General features: G+C 66.7%; 12 protein-coding genes (1 of these 12 running past the window's edge). 5 read left to right on the top strand and 7 right to left on the bottom strand.

Annotated elements, in window-relative coordinates:
- Positions 1–11 precede the first annotated feature (11 nt).
- On the top strand, positions 12–785 hold the full coding sequence (locus tag NOCYR_RS24045; protein ID WP_014353012.1) for an ESX secretion-associated protein EspG: 774 nt from the start codon (positions 12–14) through the stop codon (positions 783–785).
- A 170-nt stretch (positions 786–955) separates the two neighbouring features.
- Here NOCYR_RS24045 and NOCYR_RS24040 read toward each other — a convergent pair whose 3' ends face one another.
- Entirely contained in the window at positions 956–1,225 is a 270-nt protein-coding gene (locus NOCYR_RS24040) for a hypothetical protein (protein WP_048833665.1), read from the bottom strand.
- A gap of 278 nt (positions 1,226–1,503) precedes the next feature.
- On the opposite strand from NOCYR_RS24040, the gene NOCYR_RS30850 reads away from it, so the two are divergent.
- Positions 1,504–2,943, top strand: a complete 1,440-nt coding sequence (locus tag NOCYR_RS30850; RefSeq protein WP_158430205.1) for a helix-turn-helix domain-containing protein — start codon at positions 1,504–1,506, stop codon at positions 2,941–2,943.
- Positions 2,944–3,047: 104 nt separating this feature from the next.
- On the opposite strand, the gene NOCYR_RS24030 is transcribed toward NOCYR_RS30850, so the two are convergent.
- From NOCYR_RS24030 to NOCYR_RS28695, 6 genes are all read right to left on the bottom strand, one after another.
- A complete protein-coding gene (locus tag NOCYR_RS24030) occupies positions 3,048–3,314 on the bottom strand; it encodes a hypothetical protein (protein WP_014353010.1) in 267 nt (88 codons plus the stop codon).
- Complete coding sequence (locus tag NOCYR_RS24025) at positions 3,311–4,042, bottom strand: TNT domain-containing protein (protein WP_148280746.1); 732 nt, start codon at positions 4,040–4,042, stop codon at positions 3,311–3,313. Before NOCYR_RS24025 ends, NOCYR_RS24030 begins: the two co-directional genes overlap by 4 nt.
- A 33-nt stretch (positions 4,043–4,075) precedes the next feature.
- Complete coding sequence (locus tag NOCYR_RS24020; RefSeq protein ID WP_014353008.1) at positions 4,076–4,477, bottom strand: hypothetical protein; 402 nt, start codon at positions 4,475–4,477, stop codon at positions 4,076–4,078.
- A gap of 4 nt (positions 4,478–4,481) precedes the next feature.
- Complete coding sequence (locus tag NOCYR_RS29465; protein ID WP_014353007.1) at positions 4,482–4,736, bottom strand: hypothetical protein; 255 nt, start codon at positions 4,734–4,736, stop codon at positions 4,482–4,484.
- A gap of 489 nt (positions 4,737–5,225) precedes the next feature.
- A complete protein-coding gene (locus NOCYR_RS24015) occupies positions 5,226–5,789 on the bottom strand; it encodes an SMI1/KNR4 family protein (protein ID WP_014353006.1) in 564 nt (187 codons plus the stop codon).
- A 357-nt stretch (positions 5,790–6,146) separates the two neighbouring features.
- Positions 6,147–11,648, bottom strand: a complete 5,502-nt coding sequence (locus tag NOCYR_RS28695; RefSeq protein ID WP_081505499.1) for a toxin glutamine deamidase domain-containing protein — start codon at positions 11,646–11,648, stop codon at positions 6,147–6,149.
- A 612-nt stretch (positions 11,649–12,260) separates the two neighbouring features.
- Here NOCYR_RS28695 and NOCYR_RS30195 point away from each other — a divergent pair.
- The 3 genes from NOCYR_RS30195 to NOCYR_RS23965 all read left to right on the top strand — a co-directional run.
- Positions 12,261–12,506 (top strand): hypothetical protein, encoded by a 246-nt coding sequence (locus tag NOCYR_RS30195; protein ID WP_197538397.1) that lies wholly within the window; start codon positions 12,261–12,263, stop codon positions 12,504–12,506.
- A 1-nt stretch (position 12,507) separates the two neighbouring features.
- Positions 12,508–13,266 (top strand): nucleotidyl transferase AbiEii/AbiGii toxin family protein, encoded by a 759-nt coding sequence (locus NOCYR_RS23970; protein ID WP_014353004.1) that lies wholly within the window; start codon positions 12,508–12,510, stop codon positions 13,264–13,266.
- Between the two features lie 406 nt (positions 13,267–13,672).
- A protein-coding gene (locus NOCYR_RS23965) for a non-ribosomal peptide synthase/polyketide synthase (protein ID WP_014353003.1) crosses the window boundary here: on the top strand, positions 13,673–22,291 show its start. Its footprint extends 35,070 nt past the window's final position; the window shows 8,619 of its 43,689 coding nt (coding positions 1–8,619); it begins with the start codon at positions 13,673–13,675; its stop codon lies beyond the right edge, outside the window.

Genomic DNA, 22,291 nt, shown 5'->3' with positions numbered 1-22,291 from the left:
AGGATATCCGCGTGAGTACTGTGCGGCGGTGGCGTTTCACCGCGCTCGAATTCCGGACGCTGTGGGACGCCACCGGCCGTGACGTGCTGCCCTATCCGTTGCAGCATCAATTCACCACCGAATTCCGTTCGGAAACACGGCGTTTGCGCCAAGCTGCCGCGAAAACCTTGCAGCCGCAACTCGACGACGACCTGTTGCGCGCGGTCCACGTCCTGTTCGCGCCGGAGGCCCGGGTGGAACTCGCGGGATTCACCGGAACCCGCCGCGACCGGAAACTGCGCGCGCACGCCGGCGTCCATCATGAACACGGCGCGATTGCCGTGCAGGAACCCGGTCCGGACAACGACCACGGCGGCGACGTCATTGTGTCCTTCCTGCCCGATACCGCCGTCGCGCGCGAAGTCGTGGCAGTACTGCCGGACTGCGGACCGGGCCGCGGCGAGCAATTGCGGGTCGCGGCAGAGGATCTGGAAAAGCCCGCCGCCGCTGTCCGCGATTCGTGGCAGACGACTCCGCGTCAAGAACTCCAGCGTTTCTTCAACCGCCCCACCACCTGCACCACGCATATCGGCGTCTACGCCCTCGGCAGCCCCGACAATCGGCACACCCAGGGCCGCAAAGATTTCCAGATCACCGATTTCGAGAATGACGGCCGCTACGTCACCGTCGGCGACAACGTCATCGTCACCAAACCGACGACCAGCGACCGCATCGCCACCACCTTGCAGGACATGATCTCCCGCACCGTGACCGCGGTACGCGACGGCGTCTACCTGCCCCGCTGAGTTCCCAGGACGATCCGACGCCGCTCCATAGCGCGGTCCTCGGGGCGTACTGGGCGGTGGCCAATCGGACGCAGCGCCCATAGTCGCCTGAACTCGCGCCCAGTGGTCGCCACCGTCGATTCCGCTAGCGCGCCGCATCACCCAACTCGGGTGCCCGGAGATTCCCGCCCTCACCGATATCGCCCGCGCCGCGAGTCCGGCGTGATACGCCCCGCCGCAACCAATGTCGCGAAGGCCGCACGCTTGCGGGCGCAGTCGTGTTCGCGGTGATGCTGCATCGCCCGGTGCGCATCCTCGAGCGACAGCGGCACCAGCGGCAACCCGCAGGTCCACGCCGTCGGATCGAACCCCGGCGTCGTCCGCCGTGAGCGCGCCCGCCGATGCACCGGCGGCTCCGGCCGCTCGACCGGCCACACGCACCCCACGATCAGCACCGCCACCCCGCACCCCGCGAGCGCCGACACCACCCCCGTCAACACATGCCAAGAATCCACCCCGGTCAACCTCCCTCTGACATCTGGCGAGTGGTACATGAGACCGGCCACTGCGGCGTGTCGCCTGCGCCATGTACCTCTCGTCGAATCGGTATGTCCATGGGTTCCTTTCGATTGGGGCACTCGGCGCCGGGGGCTTTCGCCACCGGGCGGCGGCATTGCCGGTCGGTGTGCCGAGGTGGTCGGCATCGGCCCGGCGCCGGGTGCGGGAACAGCGTCGCTGGGTGGCCGGGGGTGATGCGACGCCGAAAAGTGCGCAGCACGGATGTGCAGAATCTGCCGTTGACACGCCTGACGTGCGGTTTTCGGACTACAGTGCGCTGACCACACATCGCAGGGGGCACGGGATGGATGACGAAAACCTCACGGCCGCATGGGAAATGCCCGCGTTTCGCAGGCTCCTCGCCGCTGGTGAGCCCGGCCGCGCACTGGCTCTGGTGCGTCAGCGGATGGGCCTGTCACAGGCCGATTTCGGCCGGCTACTGCACTGGGACCGCACCCACACCGGCCGCGTCGAGCGCGGCGAGGTCGGCACCATCTACGACCTGCGCGAACTGTGCCGCGCCGCCGACGCCCTCGGCATCCCACGCACAGCCCTCACCCCACTCTTGATCGGAACCGCCGATCCGGGGACCATCGGAAGTGGGGACGAAGGAGCCGAGGACGTGAACCGCAGACAGTTCGGCCTGGCCACGACGGTCGCACTCACCGCAACCGCCGATACCACCTCGGGCCCGATCAAGGTCGGCACCCCACACATCACCTACCTCCAAAACCTCACCCGCCGACTGTGGGAGCACGACAACCGCTTCGGCGGGGGAGGCATCGCGCGCTACGCGTTCGAGCAGTACCGGTTGGCGCGGAAGTTGCTCGATTATGGGGAGTACGGGCCGCGCATCGGTGGGGAACTGATCGCCGCCACCGGCTGGCTGTCGAGTTGCGTCGGCTGGCTCACCTATGACGCGAACGAGCCCGCAGTCTCGCGCCGCTGCTACACCGATGCCGTGATGCTGGCCGAGCAGAGCGGCGACGACGACCTCTTGGCAGGTGCGCTGGGCGGCCTCAGCATCACATTGACGGACCATCCGACGAAGAGCCGCGAACCGGTCCGGGTGACCCAACGGACCAGTGAGCTGGCCAGACACGTCCCTTCCGCGCGTCTCAACGCCCTACGAACCGCACGGTTGGCCACCGCCTACGCCGCCGTCGGCGACCGCCGCGAGTTCGAGCGCGCAACCAACTCGGTATGGCGTGAAGTAGATCGCGGCCTGGACGACGCCAACGATCCGGTCTGGCTCACCTTCGTCACCGAGCCGGAACTCCGTGTCCTAGAAGCCAAAGGCCACCAAATGCTCGGCCAACACCACCAAGCCGCCACCCTCTTCCACAAAAGCCTCACCCGCCCCCACAACCTCCCCCGCGACGAAGCCTCCTACCGCACCTACTACGCCGCCTCCCTAACCGCCCTCGGCGACACCACCGAAGCCCTCACCGCCGCCCACTCCGCCCTGGACCTCCTCTCCGGCCCAGTCCAATCCCCCCGCCTACTCGCCGAACTCCATCCCCTCCGAACCGCGGCCCATCACTCCCACTCCGACGCAGCCGCCTCATTCCGCCACCGATACGACCGCATGGCCGGCCCCGGCTCTGACCCGCACCTTTGAACGTCCCCAGACGCCCCACCGCCCCCGAACGCCCTGAACCGGGCAATCCGGCGTTGCCTCTCCATCAGTGGTTAATCGACGACGGTCTCAGCCGGACCGCACCATCAGCTTCGATTGAGGATGTCGGTGACCAGCATTCGCCCGCCGAGCAGTCGGAGGGCGGCGAGGCGGGAGTTGGCGCGGCCGAGGTTCTGGGTTCGGCAGCCGCGTTCGTAGTAGAAGACGTCCCACCAGCCGTCCTCGGCTTCGATGATGCACCAGGCTTGTTCGCGCAATCTGCCTTCCGACACCCGCGAACTCGGGGTGGTGACCTTGGAGAAGCGCGCCAGCTGGCTGGTCGGGTCCTGGGGGAAGAGTCCACTTCCGGTCACGACGCGATCTCCTCGATGAATTTGGAGCCCACCAGATCGACGACGGGCATAACGGTGAAGTACTGGGTGCCGCCGCCGGGCTGCCCGAACCACGGCGCGACCGGGCCCGCCCACACCGGCGTTTCGCTGATCACCCGCCAGCGGCGATAACCCGAATGCGCGTAGTCGATCGGAAGCGAGCGTTCGGCGAATGGTGTGCCCCTGTCGTACATGAGGCGGGTATAGGTCGAGCCGAACGAGTCCAGAATTCGGCCCGGTGCGATGCGTATCGGCGCGCGGCCGGTCGGGTCGGCGAAACCATCCGGATGCTGTTTCGGATCCGGCCAGATCAGTCGGCGCTCGCCCATCGGCAGGGTTCGATCCTCCGGCACAACAAAGCGTTCAACCCAAGCATCTTCGGTGAATTCACCGAAAGGGCCGCCGGCATCGTCATGCAGCAACGCCTGCACCGCCGGATGCGAAATCGGCGCCCCGCCGACCGCACCCGCGGTCCCTCGCCCCGGAGCCAGCGGCTGCGACCCGTCGAGCCCGCCCCCGATCATGCCGAGCATCCCCCAACAGGCAGCATCCTGCCGGGTGTACACACAACGATCGTGCCGCCCGCCGCGCTCGTACCAGAAGACCTCGAAGGTGCCCTCGTCCTGTCCGGGCACCAGGCAATAGTGATCGTCGGCCAGCCGCCCGATCGAATAAATCGAACCCGGCACCTTCAGCCCGCGCAGGATCATCCCGAGCTCGTTGTAATCCACGTCCTGCCCTCCTCAGCCCAGCAGATTCTCGAACTCACGCTCCGCGGCCCGCAACGCATCCCGGTCGAGAACCGCAGGCGCGAAGTTCCGTTCCCGAGCGTGAGCAATGAACTCGTCCGGCACCTCCACCCCGTACTCCCGCACGAAGTACCCCCAATACGAGGGCCACGCCCACGTCCCGTCCGTCGAATACCCGATCGACACCACCCGCTTCTTGGCCGGGTCCAGGGGATCGTCGATCGACGCGGTGACCCACAGGGCACTGGACTCGTCCAGGTAGGTGGCCAACGACGCACGAAGCCATTCGTCCAGCTTGCCCAGCCGTTCTCGCACGGGCACTTGCTCGAACTGGGACTCGTCGTCCGCGTCATCGAGCTGGGCGACGACCTCGGTGAAATCGGTTAATACTTTCATGGTTTCAAGTGTTGATCACGAGTTGACGTTCGGTCGGTGGTTCCGCTGGTGGTTGAGTCTGGGACCGAGCCCTGACCCGATATTCGATCTCCTCCGGTGTCTCCCATATCCGCTCGATGTCGACTCGCCACATCGGTGGATACACCTGGTAGCCCTGGACCCGGTGACCTGTTCTGATCGCTTCGTCGTACTGCTCGCCGATCGTCTCGGGTGCAAGGCTCGAATGGGCAGTGATCACGCCCGTCTGCTTGTTGACCACGTAGTTACCCAGGCCGACCCCGTCACCACTGGCCAGTTCCTAGTCCGACAGGACGAGTTGGCAGACCCACCCGTGCTGGCACTCCAATACCCAGAACTCGTGAGCTGCCCCCCAGAGCATCCGCCAAGTATCGGCGAACCTGCTCCGGCGTTTCCAACGGCTCCACCACGGTTCAGTGACCCCCCTCTGGCTGCGCAGTACGAATGAAACCCATTCTGCACGAGCCGTTCCGCCGCCACCTAACCCTCGGAGCGCGAATGCCGGTACATCTCGGGGGACTTGCCTGTGTGGAAGATTCGGCCAAAGTGTGAGTTCACCCGTGCGCCTATCGATCACTCCGACTCCAGCGCCGGAACGTTTCGATCTCGGGTCGATTCCACCTTGATCGGGTGGGCGACGTGTTGGTGGTAGGAGGTATGGGTCGTCACAAATCTCCGCTATGCACCGCGTCGTGGTTGCGCTTCCTCGCGGGCCGTAGCCGTCTTTCGTTCATGTGAGTCGGTCAATCTGAAAGTTTTCGGACCAGGAAGCAGGCAGGGGCTTCCCGCGACGTAGCCTCAAATCAGCTCGGGCACGGTAGTCGGCGACTCTCGGACGTATCGATTCGAACCATTCCGTCACAGTGTTCCATCGCTTTTCCGCCGATTCCTGTTCAACGATGCGCCAAACAGCTGGATCCGCCTCGCCTAGGTCACTGCCATCTATAACCTGGTATTTGTAGGCCTGATGTTCGGCGATGACGAGGATCCCGCTGGAATCAAGGAAGGGATCGGTTAGCTGAGAGAGTGCGGCGAGTGCGTGCCGCTTCGTTTGCTCGGTAATCGCCCGCGCCCCGAGCGAGGTAGCCGGTTGCCAGTATCCGTGTTGCTTGCCGATCAGGCGCATTGCCTCGCGAAGTGCCTCCGGGATCCGAGATGCGCCCTGGCCCGCTGCCCATGCATCTATCTCGGTGTCGGAAGCGCCGGTTACCGACTCGGGCTTCCAGCCTTCCTCGGCTGTTCTGTCGAAGATGTGACGGATTGTGTCGGCGGCTTGGTGCCGTTGCGCGCTCATTGGCTCGGTCCCGAATACCCAGGCTCCGCATCAGCGCGGTAGCTCTGTCCGCGGAGGATGCCCGAACACGATTTCGGGGCGTGCGACAATTTGCCCGAAGCGAACCCATCGGTACATCATTCAGGCCGGGGTGTATAACGTTGCCTGAAGTTCGTGCAGCCGGTGTCGCACTGAACGGTAAGGACACCCAGTCGGGGAATATCCGTGACGCTCAGAACAAGGTTGCACACCGTGCAGGTTGCGGTTATTGCGCGATTCTTGCGGTGCTGGTGAATGGCGAGGAAGACGGGCACCAGCTCCGGGTGCTCCTGTTGTATCTTCTGTGGCACGGGTGGAAAGTCTGGGTCGATCGTCAATTTAGTAACTCCCCGTCTCTCGCATATGTGCAATTTCTCTAAGTATTTCGTCGACTTCCTCGTCCGTAATCGCCCACTGATGGCGGTTCGCGAGGATCATCTCGCGGGCTTCGATCTCGTTAGCTACTACAGATGCAGACGATACCGATCCAGCCGCCGCTTGCCGAGTGTGAATCCACTCTTCGCGCAGAATCCGAACGTTGGTTGCATGCTCGGGGCGGACCATGATGAGGTCTGAGCCCAGTGTGACCGCGTGGATGCTCTCCGGGTCCATCCCGGATACGCGCGCGCAGTAGTCGAGGTACTCCTGTGCCTCGTCGTTCGACCTGACTTCGACACCGTCGCGTTCGCAATCTGCGAGAACCTCTTCGAGTGCCTGGGCGCGTTCCGGAGTCATCTCGGGCGGCTCTAGGTCGCTGCCGATCTGGTCGAGGTGGTAGAGCGGCGTATCGCTCGCCCCGTCGGAGATGTCAGGTGTGGTTGTTGTCAGTACTCGGTCGTCCCCGATTCCGGCCAGGTCCCGTCCTGGCTCTTGCGCCAGTCCGCCCATGACGTCACGATTGCCGGCGTCGTCCCGGTCGGCTGGCACTCCAGTGTTTGTTTGTTGATCACCAGCTGGAACGTGTGCGGCGGCCGCCGCTCGGCCAGTTCCGTCACTTGGTACACGATCTGGTCGTGGGTTTCGTTCGTGCGCCGGATGTTGATCCGTGTTTGCGGCGGGTAGATCTGGCCGCCCGCGGGTTGCCGACCAGTCCGCATCGCTTCGGCGTAGTCCTCGGCGATCATCGGTCCCGGCCAGCTCGGGTACTGGGTTACCACCCCCGTCTCGGCGTTGACCACCAGGCTGGTCATCCCGATGGTTTGGCTGAACGTTGTTTCCGGACTCGGTTGCGGGCTGCACAGCCACCCGAACTCGATCGGCCCGATTCGGTACTTCTGGCTGGGACCGAGAATCTGCGCCAGATACTGTTCCACTTGTTCCTTGGTTCGGTACGGTGCCGGCATTCATTGCTCCTTGGTCGGCAGGGATGGGTATGAAACTGACATCTACCGAGCTACGGACCATCCCTGGAGGTGGCATCTCGGACACGGTTCCGGCTTGCGGATCCCACCACAACGGGCCCGAAGCACCTGGTGGATAAACGATTACTGTGGCGTGACCGCCCTCTACAACTGGCGATCCATCAGGGTGGTAACGGAATCGCTGGTTTGCGGAATCCCATGAGTGCCACGAATTGACGACCAGTGCGCACGATCCCGGACCGAGCTGACTCATCCAGTTGTGAATCGCTTCGAACTGCGCGTCGCGAGGCAGTCCGCCATACCCGACGAGAGGGCTGCCGAGCCATCTTTGAGCACGCTCGATACCGCTGCGCTCGCCGACAGATTGATCGAGCGACCCATCGGCCGAGCGGTCTGGCCATCTCGGGGCTGCGACCTGTGGATTTCCGAGGAACGAGGAAAGTGCGGAAAGCGAACAATCCAGGCAGTTATTTCTGCGTCCGGGTACTGCTGTGCCGCCATCGTTGATCAGCTGCCCGTATGGGTTGGTCCGTGGGTCAGCGCCGATCTGGAACCGATCGTTAGTGCGAAGAGAGTCTTGGACAGCAGTTTGGTACTCAGTCCGTTCCACCGCTTGAAGTTCGTTACGGCCGAACCGTCGAAGGTCGGAAGGGTTACCGAACCGAGTTGGCGTATTGCTCGCCGCGATGTCGTCGCTGAGTCGGCGGATATCGTCTGGTCCGAGTCCGAAGTGTCCACCGGCCGAGACGGTTGGGAGACCGAGTTGGTGGCGGAGCTGATTCGTGACAGATTCAGTGTTGCCGTGAGGCGGAATCGCACTGAGATTGTCACGATTGTTGTCAATGGAGAGCTGGAGATGGGCTTCGGCTGGGTTGGTGGTGAACACCACGTCGACCAAGAGGGCGTCACCGCTGAGTAGAGTTTGCTCGGTGTTGAATGTCCGATCGACCGAACGTTCGACTGATTCCATGAACTGCCGGACGTCCTGGGGCGGGACGTTGCCCGAAGAGGCGAGGTTGACTCGGACAGTGAGCACCGAAAGCCGATCACCCGATGGAAGGTTATAGCGGCGCACGTCATATCCCGACTGCTGACGAGAGTTTCGATTTCGGGTTGTCGTAACGGGCGTTGTTCGTCCATCAATTGGTGGACGATTGCGATAGAACTCTCGGGCCGCGCGGGCTTGGGCGGTAGGCGTCTGCGGTGGCCGGGTGTGCGGCGGTGTGTTGTCGCGTGGATTCGGACGAGATGAATGGGGATGTGTGCCCGGGGCGTTGGGGTTCTGATTGTGGGTGCGGCCCGGATCGGGTGTGTGGGTTACACGCTGTGGATCCGCTGTGCGTGAGCTGCCGGAATCGGTCGGGCCGGGGCGGGCGTTCGTGGCCATGGTTGGGCGGTTCCGGGTTGGAGCCGAGGGAGATTCGCTCCTGGGGTGGTTGGCCGGTGGGGTGGATTCGGGGGCGCGGGCGTCCGGGAAAGTTGGGGTCGGGCGGTGCGGGTTGGGGGTGAAAGGGTTCGGGGATTGAGTGGGGTCGGGGGAGTTGTTCGCCTGATCGCGGGCAGGGTTGGGCCACCAGCTGGGGAGTTGGGTTCGGGCTCGGTGGGCTTCGAGGTTGGTGAAATCGTGGAGGTCGGTGTTGGCGGGGGTTGTGTTTGGGGGAGTGGCGTTCGTGGGGGTGGTGTCGTTGACGTGTGGGGCGCCTGCGGTGGGGGTGGTGTCGTGGGGAGAGGGCGTGGTTGCGGGGGATGAGTCGAGGGTCTCGTCGCGGGTGGGGTCGGCGGGCTGCTGGTTCGGGACGTCCGGGCTGTGGTGGCCGGGGTCCGTGCGAGGTGTGTTCTGGGGCGCGGGTGGGTTGGCGGCGAGGTGGGCTCGTTCGGCTTGGAATTCGGCTTCGGTGGGTTGGTAGCGGCCGATGTGGGGGTTGTATTCGCCGGCGAAGAAGGGGTCGCGGGGGATGGGGCGGCCGTCGTTGAAGTGGGCTACGTATTTGTGGATGGTGGGGTCGTAGCCGGGGCGGATGGGGAGCTCGGGTGACTGATCCCGTTCCTGATCTGGGGACGGTGGTGTCGTCGTTGCGGCAGTGGGCGACGAATTGGTCTGGGTGCCGGCGTTGTTCGAGCGCGGTGGGGTGGGGCGGGCGGGGGTCGGGCCGTTGGGTTGTGGGGTGGGGCTCGGTTGTGTTGTGGGCGTGGGGCCTTGGGGCGGCGTGGGTGTGGTCGAGGTGGGGGCTGAGGCGGCGGGAGAGTTCGGCTGGGTGCCGGCGTCGAGTGGGGGTGCGGTTGCTGTTGCGGCGGCGGTGGTGGTGTTCGACGGCGCGGTGGTCAGGGGTGCGCCGGTGGAGGACTGGGGTTCGGTGTCGCCCTGGGTGTTCGGGTCCGGCAGGTCGAGGGGGCTCGGGGGCTGCTCGGGTGAGGCCTCCTGCGGTGGGAGGTCCAACGGGCGCGGCGGTTGGGCGGGTGGGGTGTCCTGCGGCGGAAGGTCGAGCGGGCCAGGGTCTTGGGTAGGGGTGGGGTCCTGGGCTGGGAGGTCCAACGGGCTCGGGGACTGCTGGGGGGACGTGGTCGGGGAGCCCTGGGCGGGGAGATCGAGGGAGCCGACGGGCGCGTCCTGGGTTTGGTCGCCGGGGCGCGATTGTTGGGTCGCAGGGGCGGTCGGGGCCGTTTGGGTGGGCTGCGCTGTCGGGCTTTTGTCGTTGCCGGAGGCGGTGTTGCCGGGTTCGTCGGTGGTTGAACGGGGCTGGTCGGCGGGTGGATTGGTGGCGCCGCTGCCGTGGTCACCGCTGCTGTCGTTGCTGGTGGGGGATGGTTGTTGGCTCGGTGGGTGGTCGCCTCCGGCGTCTGGGTTGCCGGTGCTGTTCGGGGTGTTCGAGTCGCTCCCGGGGCTCGTTTGAGCGGGGTTGTTATTGGCGGCCGTGTTGGTCTGGTCGCCGTCTGGCTGGGTGCGGGCCGGTGGTTCGTTGCCGGAGTCGTTGTTCTCGGCGTTGGCAGGCGCGGCTTCGGGCTCGTTGGCGGCGACTCGGTTGGTGGGCGGGTTCTCACCAGTCCCGGTGGGGTTGTTACCGGAGTTGGTTGGATCGCCGTCGGTTTGGGTGCGGGCGGGCGGCTCGTTGTTGTTGGCGTTGGCGTTGCCGGAGTCGTCGTTGCTGCTGGCGTTGGCCGGGTTGGTGTTGTTGGGCTGGTTGCCGGTGTCGTTGTTGCTTGGGGTGTTCTCGCCGCCGCGGTCGTTGTTGCTGTTGGGGTTGTCGGTGGTGCGGGGGCCGTCGTTGCCGGAGCTGGTGGGGGTGTCGGTGGAGGCGGGTTGGGTGCGGGCGGGCGTCTCGTTGTTGTTGCCGGAGTCGTTGCTGTTGGCGTTGGCCGGGCTGGTTTGGTTCGGCTGGTTGCTGGGGTTGTCTCCGCCGCGGTCGCCGTCGTTGCCTGCGTTGTTGGCCTGGTTCTGGTTGCCGCCACGGTCGCCGTCGTTGCTGCTGCGGTCGCCGTCGTTGTCGCCGCGCCCGGAGTCGTCGTTCCCGGATTCGGGGTCGTTGTCGGGCCCGTTCTCGGCATCGTTGCCGGCCCCGGTGTCTCCGCTGTCGTCCCCGCCGCGGTCGAATTGGTTTTGGGCGGCGCCGGCGGCGGCGCTGGTGAAGGTGTCGGCGGAGAGTTCGAATTCTTCGCCGGTGATGGCGGCCATGGCGGCTTGGGAGCCGATGTCGGAGGCGACTTCGGTGGTGTAGTCGGTGGCGAATTGTTTGGCGCGGTTGCCGACGGCGTTGCCGAGGCCTTCGCCGGCGGCGTCGCCGACGCCGTTGGTGAGTCCGCCCTCGCGGCCGAGTCCGCCGGAGATGGCGCCGCCGATCGCGCCGCCGGCGGCGGATTGCCAGACGGCGGTGAAGTCGTCGCGCGAGAGTTCGCGGTCGCCCTTGGCGGCCTGGATCAACCGGATGCCCAGGTCGAGCCCGCCCTCCTCCAGCGCGCCGAGGGCGGCTTCCTTCACGACTCGGGTGACGATCCGCTGGAGCAGCTGTTTCATCAGCATGCGGATGGTGATCTGGGTGGCCACTCGCGCCGCGGCCCCGGCGGCCGCGCCGGCGGGGGCGCCGACACCGGTGGCCATCGCGGCCAACGCGGCGGCCATTTCGACGGCGAAGATGACCAGTTGGGCGATGATCATCAGTTTGGTGTGTTCGATGTCGTTGGCGCCGTCGTCGACGACATCGGCCTGATCCTTGAGCAGCCCGGTCAGCGCGGAGAGGGCGCCGTCGTCGTTGCCGAGCTTTTTCCAGAACGCCTCGATCGCGTCCGCGCTCTGCCCGTCCAACGCGGCCAGCAGCTGGTTGACCTGGCGTTGGGCATCGTCGCCGAGGTCGTCGAGGGTGGTGGCGGCGCTGGTGTAGGCGTCGGCCATGCGCCGCATCGCGGTCTCATCGCCCTCGGGCCAGTCACCGGCCCCGACGACGTACTTCGCGGCCCACTGCAACGCCTCGGGAATCTCGATGCCCACCCCAGAACCCTCCACTCCGCCGATTGCGCTCAGAACTTACCTACGCAGACATGGACGCGCCGGACCCGCCTTCGGTTCCATCGAAATCGAAGGAGTCCGAGGTTCTCGGAGGTGCGAACCCGCGGGCTCAGGGTCCCTGGAATCAGACAGTGGATTAGAGAATCAACCAGACCCAAGCCAAAGATTGGCATGAGAGTAGGCTATTAACCTACGGAGGTGCCAGTGATGCCGAACGTTCCCGCTCGAATTCCAGCAGAATTGCTTCAACGCCCGATACGGATACTGCGTCCTCGCGACGCCACGGCGGCCTATCGGCACCCGAGGCCGGAGATCGCGCGTCTCGCCCGAGTCGGCGCTCTGCACCGCGTGGCCACCGGCTATTACGCCGCCGTGCCGGATGACCGCGTCGGTTCGACGTGGCTACCCGAGCTCGAGCCGACAGCGCTCGGTATCGCGGCCGCAGACGAGGGTATCGAGTCGGTAGCTCTTATCGGGCTGTCAGCCGCTCGGGTCCACGGTGCGATCCCACGCGCGCTGGCGGTTGCGGTTGTGGCGGCGAGCCGCCACCGGAGCACTCTGCAACTGGCCGACCGACCCGCGACGGTCTACTTTGTGCGGCGCAACGTCGACAAGCTCGACCTTCAGCGGCATCGGTGGGACCTCGGAACCGGCTGGATCACCGGTGTCGAACAGACCGTTCTCGACCTCGTTGCGCGTCCGGAACTCGGTGGGCTGCCCGATGAAGCATGGTCGGCTGCGCACGCGTTGATGCCGAGGGCCGATCGCGGTCTGCTCACCCAGCTCGCGGTAGCGCAGCGGCGAACGTCCGCGCTGCACCGTCTGCTCGAGGCCATCTGACATGCTCACTTTCGCCGAAGAGCAGCGCGTGGCCATTCAGTTCGGCGTAGCCGTTGAACAAGTGCGTCGGGACCATCTCATCTCGCACCTCCTTGGAGCCCTCAGTCGCGACTTCTCCCAGGACGTTCTGTTCTTCGGTGGGACGGCGTTGTCACGGACGGTGCTGCCGGACGGGCGGCTGTCGGAGGACATTGATCTGATCGCGCTCGGCCGGCGACAGCAGATAGCCGAGCGAATGGAGCGCCTGCTGCTTCAAGCTGTACGGCGTGAGTTCCCTGACCTTCAATGGCTGCCCGCGTTGACCGAGGTGCGCGATACCCAGCCCGCGGTGATCACGACTTCGGCTGGGGCGACCGTACGGGTGCAACTGCTGAATAGAACCGGTTACCCCGCTTGGCCCACAGAGCGCCAACATATCGTCCAGCGTTATTCCGACGCTCCCGCTGCCGAACTGATCGTCCCGACAACTCCGGCCTTCGTGGCATGGAAGACCGCTGCATGGGCGGACCGCAAAGCGTCGCGCGATCGGTACGACTTGAAGCTGCTGGCCGACCAAGGCGCGGTGACCGAAGACGCAGCCGAACTGTTTCGGCGGTTCGGTCCGACGAACCGCTACCCCTCCGGAGCGCTATTTACCGATCCACCGAACGAGGCGACCTGGCAGCGTGAGTTGTCGGCCCAGACCCGTCTCACGGTGACGGCGGCCGAGGCGCTCCGGAATGTCCGCGAGTCGTGGGCGAGCATCGTGCGTATGGCATGACGACGCGGCTCACATCCAGAGCCACCCCACCCCCGTTGTCGCTCTGCTCACCCCCGCCCGACCACTGCGGTGAGTACCCCGGAAACCCCCCGCAACCCCCGCTGCCCCCCGCCGCCAGCGACGATGTGCGCAGGCTATGGGCGTTGGTTGGTCCGGTGCCCAGGGCGACGGTAGATTGATTCGGTGATCAGCAGCGAAGTTCGCGGATGTGCCGCGTGGGCGACCTCGGGTCCGGTCGTGCCCATGTAACAAGTGGCCCGGCGGACAGATAGTGCCAATGAACATTTTTGTCTGATTGATACGAGAACTGAGCTCGGAGAAGTGGACGCCACGCTGGGATAGGTGAGCGTCCTGTCCGGGTGTCGTCGGGGAGCGCTTGCGTGGTGTTCCGGAAGCGAGGTTACGGTTGGACCGGCTGGATTTCGGCGGAAACGGCGAAACTGGTGGTGAGCGGGATGAGTTCTTTCCGTTGTCCCCGGCGCAGCTGGGTATCTGGTATGCCCAGCATGTCGATCCTCAGGTGCCGGTCAACATCGCGCAGTATGTCGATCTGCGCGGCGACCTCGATGTAGCGGCCCTCGAGCGGGCCAGTGCCGATGCCGCCCTGGAGATGGGGTCGGGCTTCCTGCGGATCATCGAACGCGATGGTGAGCCGTTGCAGACCGTCGACCCGTCGCTGGACGCCACCCTCGAATACGTCGACCTGCGCGACGCCGAGGACCCCGAAGCCGCCGCCCAGGAGTGGATGCGCGCGGAGTACTCACAGCCGCTCGATATCGTCAAGGATCGCCTGATCCGCGCCGCCGCGCTGCGCATCGAGGAGCACCGCTGGTTCTGGTACTCGCGGGCGCATCACATCGCCCTCGACGGCTTCGGCGCGATGACGTTCATGACGCGCATCGCCGAGCTCTACACCGCCTACGTCACCGGCGCCGAGCCCGCGCCGAGCAAGGCGGCCGACCTGCGCACGCTCTACGAATCCGAGATCGCCTACCGCGACAGCACGCGCTTCCAGTCCGATAAGGAGCACTGGGCGCAGCGGGTGGCGGGCCTGGAGGAGGGGTCGAGCCTGGCCGGACGGTCGGCGCCGCCGTCGCCGGTGAACGGGATCGTCAGCGCGGCGCTGTCGGAGGAGCAGGATTCGCTGCTCAGCGATGCCGTCGCGCGCTACGATTCCTCGCCCGCTGCGATGCTGATCGCCGGTTTCGCCGCGTACCTGGCGCAGCTGACGGGCACCGAGGAAGTCATCCTCAGCCTGCCGGTGACCGCCCGGACCACCGCGGCGATGCGCCGCTCGGGCGGTGTGGCGTCCAATATCGTGCCCCTTCGGCTGCATGTCGGCTACGACACCTCGGTCACCGAACTGCTGCGGCAGGTGCAGGTCGAGGTGTCGGGTGCGCTGCGTCATCAGCGCTACCGGCACGAGGACATCCGCCGTGACGCCGCCGGCGACGGTGTGGTGACCACGGAGTTCTTCGGTCCGTGGGTCAACATCATGCTGTTCCACGACGAGCTGGTGCTCGGCCCGATGGTCGGTCAGCTCAGCGTGCTGTCCACCGGCAGCATCGAGGATCTGGGCGTCAACTTCTATCAGTCGGTGGCGGGCACCCGTTCGCATATCGACTTCGAGACCAACCCGAACCTCTACACCGAGGACGAGGCCCGCCGCCATCACGGCCGGTTCCTGGAGTTCTTCGACCGCTTCCTGGCCGCCGACGCCGACGCTCCGGTCTGGCAGCTCGAGGTCACCACCGCCGCCGAACGCACCGAATCGCTGGTGGAGTGGAACGATTCGGCGCACGAGGTGCCGACCACCACGCTGCCCGCGCTGCTGGACGCGCAGATCCCGCGCACCCCGGACAACCTCGCGCTCGATTTCGAGGGCGCAACCCTCACCTACGCCGAATTCGACGAGCGGGTCAACCGGCTGGCCAGGTTCCTGATCGCCGACGGTGTCGGCCCGGAATCGCTGGTCGCGCTGGGTATGCGGCGTTCGCTGGAGCTGGTCATCGGCATGCACGCGGTGCTGAAGGCCGGTGGCGCGTATGTGCCGATCGATCCGGATCATCCGGCCGATCGCACCGCTTACATCCTCGACAGCGCCGCACCGGTCTGTGTGCTGACGATCTCCGGTGACGATCTGGAGCTGCCCGAATCGGTGCAGCGGGTGGAGATCGACACCCTCGATGTCTCGGACTTCTCGGCCGAGCCGATCACCGACGCCGACCGCCGGGCCCCGCTGCGGCCGGACAACACCGCCTACGTCATCTACACCTCGGGTTCGACCGGCCGCCCCAAGGGCGTCGCGGTCACCCATCATGCGATCGTCAACCAGCAGCTGTGGATGCTCGACGAGTACCAGCTCACCGCCGACGACGTGTACCTGCAGAAGACCGCGACCACCTTCGACGTGTCGCTGTGGGGTTACTTCCTGCCGCTGATGGTGGGCGCGAAACTGGTGATCGCCGCGCCGGACGGGCACCGCGATCCGCTGTACGTCGCGGACATGATCGCCAAGCATCGGGTGACGTTCACCGACTTCGTTCCCTCGATGCTCACCGTGTTCGTCTCCCATGCCACGCCGGCGCAGGTGGAGTCGCTGCGCGCGGTGTTCGTCATCGGTGAGGCGCTGCCGCCGGAGACCGCTGCGGCATTCCGCGCGATCACTTCCGCCGGCCTGCACAACCTGTACGGACCCACCGAGGCCGCGGTCTCGGTGACCTACTGGGAGGCCACCGCCGCCGACACGGTGACGGTGCCGATCGGTATTCCGGAGTGGAATGTCGAGGTCTACGTTCTGGATTCGCGGCTGCGTCCGGCGCCCATCGGCGCACCGGGCGAGCTGTACCTCGGCGGACGTCAGCTGGCGCGCGGCTACCGCGGCCGCCCGGATCTGACCTCCGACCGCTTCGTCGCCAACCCGCTGTCGCCGAACGGCGAGCGCATGTACCGCACCGGCGACCTGGTGCGCTGGAACGCCGCGGGCGTGCTCGAGTACATCGGCCGCACCGACTTCCAGGTGAAGTTCCGTGGTCAGCGCATCGAGCTGGGCGAGATCGAGACCGACCTGCTCGCGCACAGTGCCGTCAGCCAGGCCGTGGTGCTGGTGGTCGACACCGCCACCGGCCAGCAGCTGGTGGCGTATGTGGTGCCCGCGCCGGGGCAGACGGTGGAATCGGCGGAGCTGACGCGGTTCGTCGCGGAGAAGCTGCCGAGCTACATGGTGCCTGCCTCGATCATGGTGCTGGATGCCTTCCCGCTCAATACCAGCGGCAAGCTGGACCGTAAGGCCTTGCCGGAGCCGGTGTTCGCGGCGGACGCCTCCGGTTTCCGGGCCCCGCGCACCCAGGCCGAGCAGGTGGTCGCGGGCATCTTCGCCGATGTGCTGAGCCAGGACCGCATCGGCATCGACGACAACTTCTTCGACCTGGGCGGTAACTCGCTGGTCGCCACCCAGGTGGTGTCGCGGATCAGTGCCGCGTTCGACACCCAGCTCGGTGTGCGCGCGCTGTTCGAGACGCCGACGGTGGCGGGAATCGCCGCGCGCGCGGAGCATTCGGCCTCCACCGAGGGCGCGCGGCCGCCGCTGGTGGCCCAGCGCCTGCCCGAGCGGGTGCCGCTGTCGCTGGCGCAGCAGCGGATGTGGTTCATCAACCAGTTCGATCCCACCGTGCCCACCTACAACCTGCCGTTCGTGGTGCGATTGCGCGGTCGGGTGGATGTCGAGGCGTTGCAGACCGCGCTCGAAGATGTGGTGGCGCGCCAGGAATCGCTGCGCACCATATTCCCGGAGTCCGGTGACGGCGGCTACCAGTTCGTCATCCCGGTCGAGCAGGTCGATCTGGGTATCACCGTCGAGCCGATCGACGAGTCCGAATTGCCCGGCGTGCTGGCCGGTTTCGCGTCCACCGGGTTCGATGTCTCGCGCGAGCTGCCGATCCGGGTGCGCATCTACGAGGTCACCGGTAGGAATCACAGCATCGCGGAGCGATTCGGTGAGGGGCGGCGGTCGGGTGACGGGCGGGCCAACGGCACCCCGGAATACGCGGTGGCGTTCGTGGTGCACCACATCGCCGCCGACGGTTTCTCCTTCGGCCCGCTGGCCCGCGATGTGGCCGCCGCCTACCTGGCGCGCGCCGAGGGCAACGCACCCTCCTGGTCGCCGCTGCCGGTGCAGTACCAGGACTACAGCATCTGGCAGCGTGAACTGCTCGGCTCGGAATCGGATCCGGAGTCGATGGCCGCGCGCGAGATCGCCTACTGGCAGCGCGCGCTGGCCGGGCTGCCCGATCAGCTCGACCTGCCCGCCGACCGGCCGCGTCCGGCGGTGCAGAGCTTCCAGGGTGGCCGGGTCGGTTTCACCATCGACGCCGAACTGCATCAGCGCCTGTCCGCGCTGGCCCGCGCGCAGGGCGTCAGCCTGTTCATGGTCATGCACGCCTCGCTGGCGGTGCTGCTGGCGCGGCTGTCGGGCACCACCGATATCGCCATCGGTACGCCGGTCGCCGGCCGTGGCGAGCAGGCGCTCGACGATCTGATCGGCATGTTCGTCAACACCCTGGTGTTGCGTTCGGAGGTCGACGGCAGCGAGCAGTTCACCGAATTCCTCACCCGCACCAGGGAAACCGACCTGGCGGCGTTCGCCAACACCGATGTGCCGTTCGAGCGGCTGGTGGAGGTGCTCAACCCGACCCGTTCGCAGGCGCGGCATCCGCTGTTCCAGGTGATGCTGTCGTTCCAGGAGATGTCGCACGCGACGCTGGAGCTGCCCGGCCTGTCGGTCACCGCCGACGAGCTCGAGGTCGATATCGCCAAGTTCGACCTCCAGTGGACCGTCACCGAGGAGCGTGCGGGCGACGGCGCGCCGGCCGGCATGTCCGCGGTGGTCTCCTACGCCACCGATCTGTTCGACGAATCCACCGTCGACGAATTCACCCGCCGCTACCTGCGGGTGCTGGAAACCGTTGTCGCCGAACCGACTACCCCGGTCCGCGAGATCGAGATCCTCGACGACGCCGAACGCGCCACGGTGCTCTCGGGCTGGAACGACACCGCCCACGAGGTGCCCGCCGCCACTGTGCTCGAGCTCTTCGCCGAGCAGGTGCGGCAGCGCCCGGATGAGCTCGCCGTCGTCTTCGACGCCGCAGGCCGCATCGACGGGCTGGACGAAGAGCTCACCTACGCCGAGTTCGCGGCCCGCGTCAACCGCCTGGCCCGCAAGCTGATCGACGCCGGCGTCGGCCCGGAATCACTGGTCGCCGTGGGTATCCGGCGTTCGGTGGACATGCTCGTGGCGCTGTACGCGACCATGACCGCGGGTGGCGGCTACGTGCCGATCGATCCCGACCACCCGGCCGAGCGCACCGAATACGTGCTCGAATCCTCGGCACCGGTGTGTGTGCTCACCACTATCGCCGACAACATCAGCGCCGGCGAGCTGCCGGTGATCTTCCTCGACACCGAGGATCTGAGCGGATACTCCGACGCCCCGGTGACCGACGCCGATCGCCTGGCTCCGCTGCGTCCGTCGAATACCGCCTACGTGCTCTACACCTCCGGTTCGACCGGCCGTCCGAAGGGTGTGGCGGTCAGCCATGCCTCGGTGGTCAACCAGATCGCCTGGATCACCGCCGAATACCGGATGAACCCGGCCGACGTGGTGCTGCAGAAGACGCCGGTCACCTTCGACGTGTCGGTGTGGGAGCTGTTCGGCACGCTCGCCGTCGGCGCCCGGATGCTGATCGCGGCGCCGGACGGGCATCGCGATCCGCTGTACCTGTCGGAGATCATCGGACGCCACCGGGTCACCATGACCTCGTTCGTGCCGTCGATGCTCTCGGTCTTCGCCGGTGCCGCCAACTCGGCCGAATGCGCTTCGCTGCGTGCGGTTCTGGTGGCCGGTGAGGCGCTGCCGCCGGCGACGGTGACCGCGTTCCGGCAGTTCTCCACGGCCGCGATGCACAACCTGTACGGTCCCACCGAGTTCACCGTGCACGCCACCGCCTGGCATCTGAACGAGGTTGCCCCGGCCAGTGTGCCGATCGGCCGCCCGGTGTGGAACGCGCGCGCCTACGTGCTCGACGAGGGACTCTCGCCCGTGCCGGTCGGTGTGCCCGGTGAGCTGTACCTGGGCGGCGTCCAGACCGCCCGCGGCTATCACGGTCGCCCCGACCTGACCGCCGAACGCTTCGTCGCCGATCCGTTCGGCCCGCCCGGATCCCGGCTCTACCGCACCGGCGACCTGGTGCGCTGGACCGAACCGCACGACCCCGAGGTCGGCACGGCCGGCGTGCTCGAATACATCGGCCGCACCGACTTCCAGGTCAAGTTCCGTGGTCAGCGCATCGAGCTCGGTGAGATCGAGACCGCGCTGCTCGAGCATCCGGCCGTCAACCAGGCCGTGGTGCTGGTGCTCGACACGGTGGCGGGCGATCAGCTCGTCGGCTACGTCGTCACCGACGCGGGCCCGGTCGATATCGACAGCATCAAGGGCGCGCTGCACCGCACCCTGCCCTCCTACATGGTGCCCTCGGCGATCGTGGTGCTCGAGGCGCTGCCGCTGAACCCCTCGGGCAAGCTGGACCGCAGGGCCCTGCCCGCTCCGGTGTTCGAGGTGCGCGAATTCCGCGCTCCGACAACACCTATCGAAGAGATCGTCGCGCAGATCTTCGGCGAGGTGCTCGGCATCACCCGGGTGGGCGTGGACGACGACTTCTTCGAACTCGGCGGCAACTCGCTGATCGCGACCCAGGTCGCCTCCCGCCTCGGCATCGCGCTCGACACCCGGGTGCCGGTGCGCATGCTGTTCGAGGCCTCTACCGTCGCGGCGCTGGCCGCCCGGGTGGAATCGCACGCCGGTGACGGCGCCCGCAAGGCCCTGGTCGCACGGGACCGGCCGGAGGAGGTGCCGCTGTCGCTGGCACAGCAGCGCATGTGGTTCCTCAACCGCTTCGACACCGAATCGGCGGTCAACAACATCCCGGTCGCGATCCGGCTGTCCGGCGATCTCGATGTCGCCGCGCTCCAGGTCGCGGTCATCGATGTGATCGACCGGCACGAATCGTTGCGCACGGTCTTTCCGGAGACCAGCGCGGGCCCGGTGCAGGTGGTGCTGGACGCCGCCCAGATCGTGCCGGACCTGACCCCGATCCCGGTCACCGAGCACAACCTGATCGATCACCTGGTCGAGCTGGCCTCGATGGCCTTCGACGTCACCAGCGAAGTGCCGCTGCACGCACGGCTGTTCGAGATCAACGAGACCGAGTACGTGCTCGGCATGGTGGTGCACCACATCTCCGCCGACGGCTGGTCGATGGGGCCGCTGGCCCGCGACGTCATGGTGGCCTACGCCGCGCGCACCTCGTGGGAGGCGCCCGCCTGGTCGGCGCTGCCGGTGCAGTACGCCGACTACGCGCTGTGGCAGCGCGAGGTGCTCGGCTCCGAAGACGATCCGAACTCGTTGATCTCCAACCAGATCCGGTACTGGTCGCGCGAACTCGCCGACCTTCCGGACGAATTGGTGCTGCCCTCGGACCGGCCGCGTCCGGCCGCCGCCTCCTATCGCGGCGGCACCTACCCGTTCGTCATCTCCGGGGAGACCCAGCGCGCGCTGGTCGAGCTGGGACGCAGGCACAACGCGTCGCTGTTCATGGTGATGCATTCGGCGCTGGCGGTGCTGCTGGCCCGGTTGTCGGGTACCAGCGATATCGCCATCGGTACCCCGGTCGCCGGCCGTGGTGAGGCCGCGCTGGACGATCTGATCGGCATGTTCGTCAACACTCTGGTGCTGCGCACCGAGGTCGACGGGGCCGCCGGTTTCGACGAGCTGCTCGCGCGGGCCCGGGAGACCGACCTGCACGCCTTCGCGCACGCCGACGTGCCGTTCGAGCGCCTGGTCGAGGTGCTGAACCCGGCCCGCTCGCAGGCCCGGCATCCGCTGTTCCAGGTGATGCTGACCTTCCAGAACACCCGTCAGGCCAGCCTCGAGCTGCCCGGACTTTCGGTCAACGGCATCGACTACGACGCCAGGCTGGCGAAGTTCGATCTGCAGCTGACGCTGTCGGAAACCCAGGATGAGCTGGGTGAGGCCGCAGGCATGTCGGCCGAGTTCTCCTACGCGCTGGATCTGTTCGACGAATCGACGGTGGCCGAATTCGCCAACCGCCTGGACCGGGTGCTGGCCGCGATCACCGCCGACCCGACCATCGCCATCGGCGATATCGACCTGCTCGCCGCCGACGAGCGGGCGAAGGTCCTCAACGACTGGAACGACACCACCCACCCGGTGCCCGAGGCGACCCTGGTGTCGATGTTCGAGCAGCAGGCCGCCGCCACCCCGGATGCGGTGGCGCTGGTCTTCGAAGACGAGCAGCTCACCTACGCGGAGTTCGCGGGCCGAGTCCACCAGCTGGCCCGCCGGCTGCTGGCCGACGGAGTGGGCGCGGATTCGCTGGTGGCGCTGGCCATCCGGCGTTCGGTGGATCTGGTCGTCGCGATGTACGCGGTGCTGGAGACCGGCGCGGGTTATGTGCCGATCGACCCGGATCAGCCCACCGACCGCATCGACTACGTGCTGGACACCGCGCGGCCCGCAGTCGTGTTGACCACCACGCGGGATGAATTCACCGCTGCGAGCGCACCGCTGCTCGAGGTCGACGCGCTCGACCTGTCCGCCTTCGACACCGCCCCGATCACCGATGCCGAACGGGCACGGCCGATCCTGGGCGCGAGCACCGCCTACGTCATCTTCACCTCCGGCTCCACCGGACGCCCCAAGGGTGTCGCGGTGAGCCATGCGGCGATCGTCAACCGGCTGCTGTGGATGCAGCACGAGTACCCGATCGACGCGGACGACGCCGTGCTCCAGAAGACCCCCGCGACCTTCGACGTGTCGGTGTGGGAGTTCTTCTGGCCCTTGCAGACCGGTGCGCGCCTGGTCGTCGCCAAACCCGACGGGCACCGCGACCCGGTGTACCTGGCGCGGATCATCGCCGAACAGGGCATCACCACAGCGCATTTCGTGCCG

The sequence above is a fragment of the Nocardia cyriacigeorgica GUH-2 genome (genome assembly GCF_000284035.1).
Taxonomy (GTDB): Bacteria; Actinomycetota; Actinomycetes; order Mycobacteriales; family Mycobacteriaceae; genus Nocardia; species Nocardia cyriacigeorgica_B.
The sequence above is the reverse complement of the archived record's forward strand: the minus strand, read 5'-3'. Positions and strand labels throughout refer to the sequence as shown.

Bases quoted from the DNA above. Each gene is read 5' to 3' on its own strand.
- NOCYR_RS24015 (WP_014353006.1), bottom strand. From the start codon at position 5,789: ATGAGCGCGCAACGGCACCAAGCCGCCGACACAATCCGTCACATCTTC.
- NOCYR_RS23970 (WP_014353004.1), top strand. From the start codon at position 12,508: ATGCTCACTTTCGCCGAAGAGCAGCGCGTGGCCATTCAGTTCGGCGTA.
- NOCYR_RS24025 (WP_148280746.1), bottom strand. From the start codon at position 4,042: ATGATCCTGCGCGGGCTGAAGGTGCCGGGTTCGATTTATTCGATCGGG.
- NOCYR_RS24020 (WP_014353008.1), bottom strand. From the start codon at position 4,477: ATGAAAGTATTAACCGATTTCACCGAGGTCGTCGCCCAGCTCGATGAC.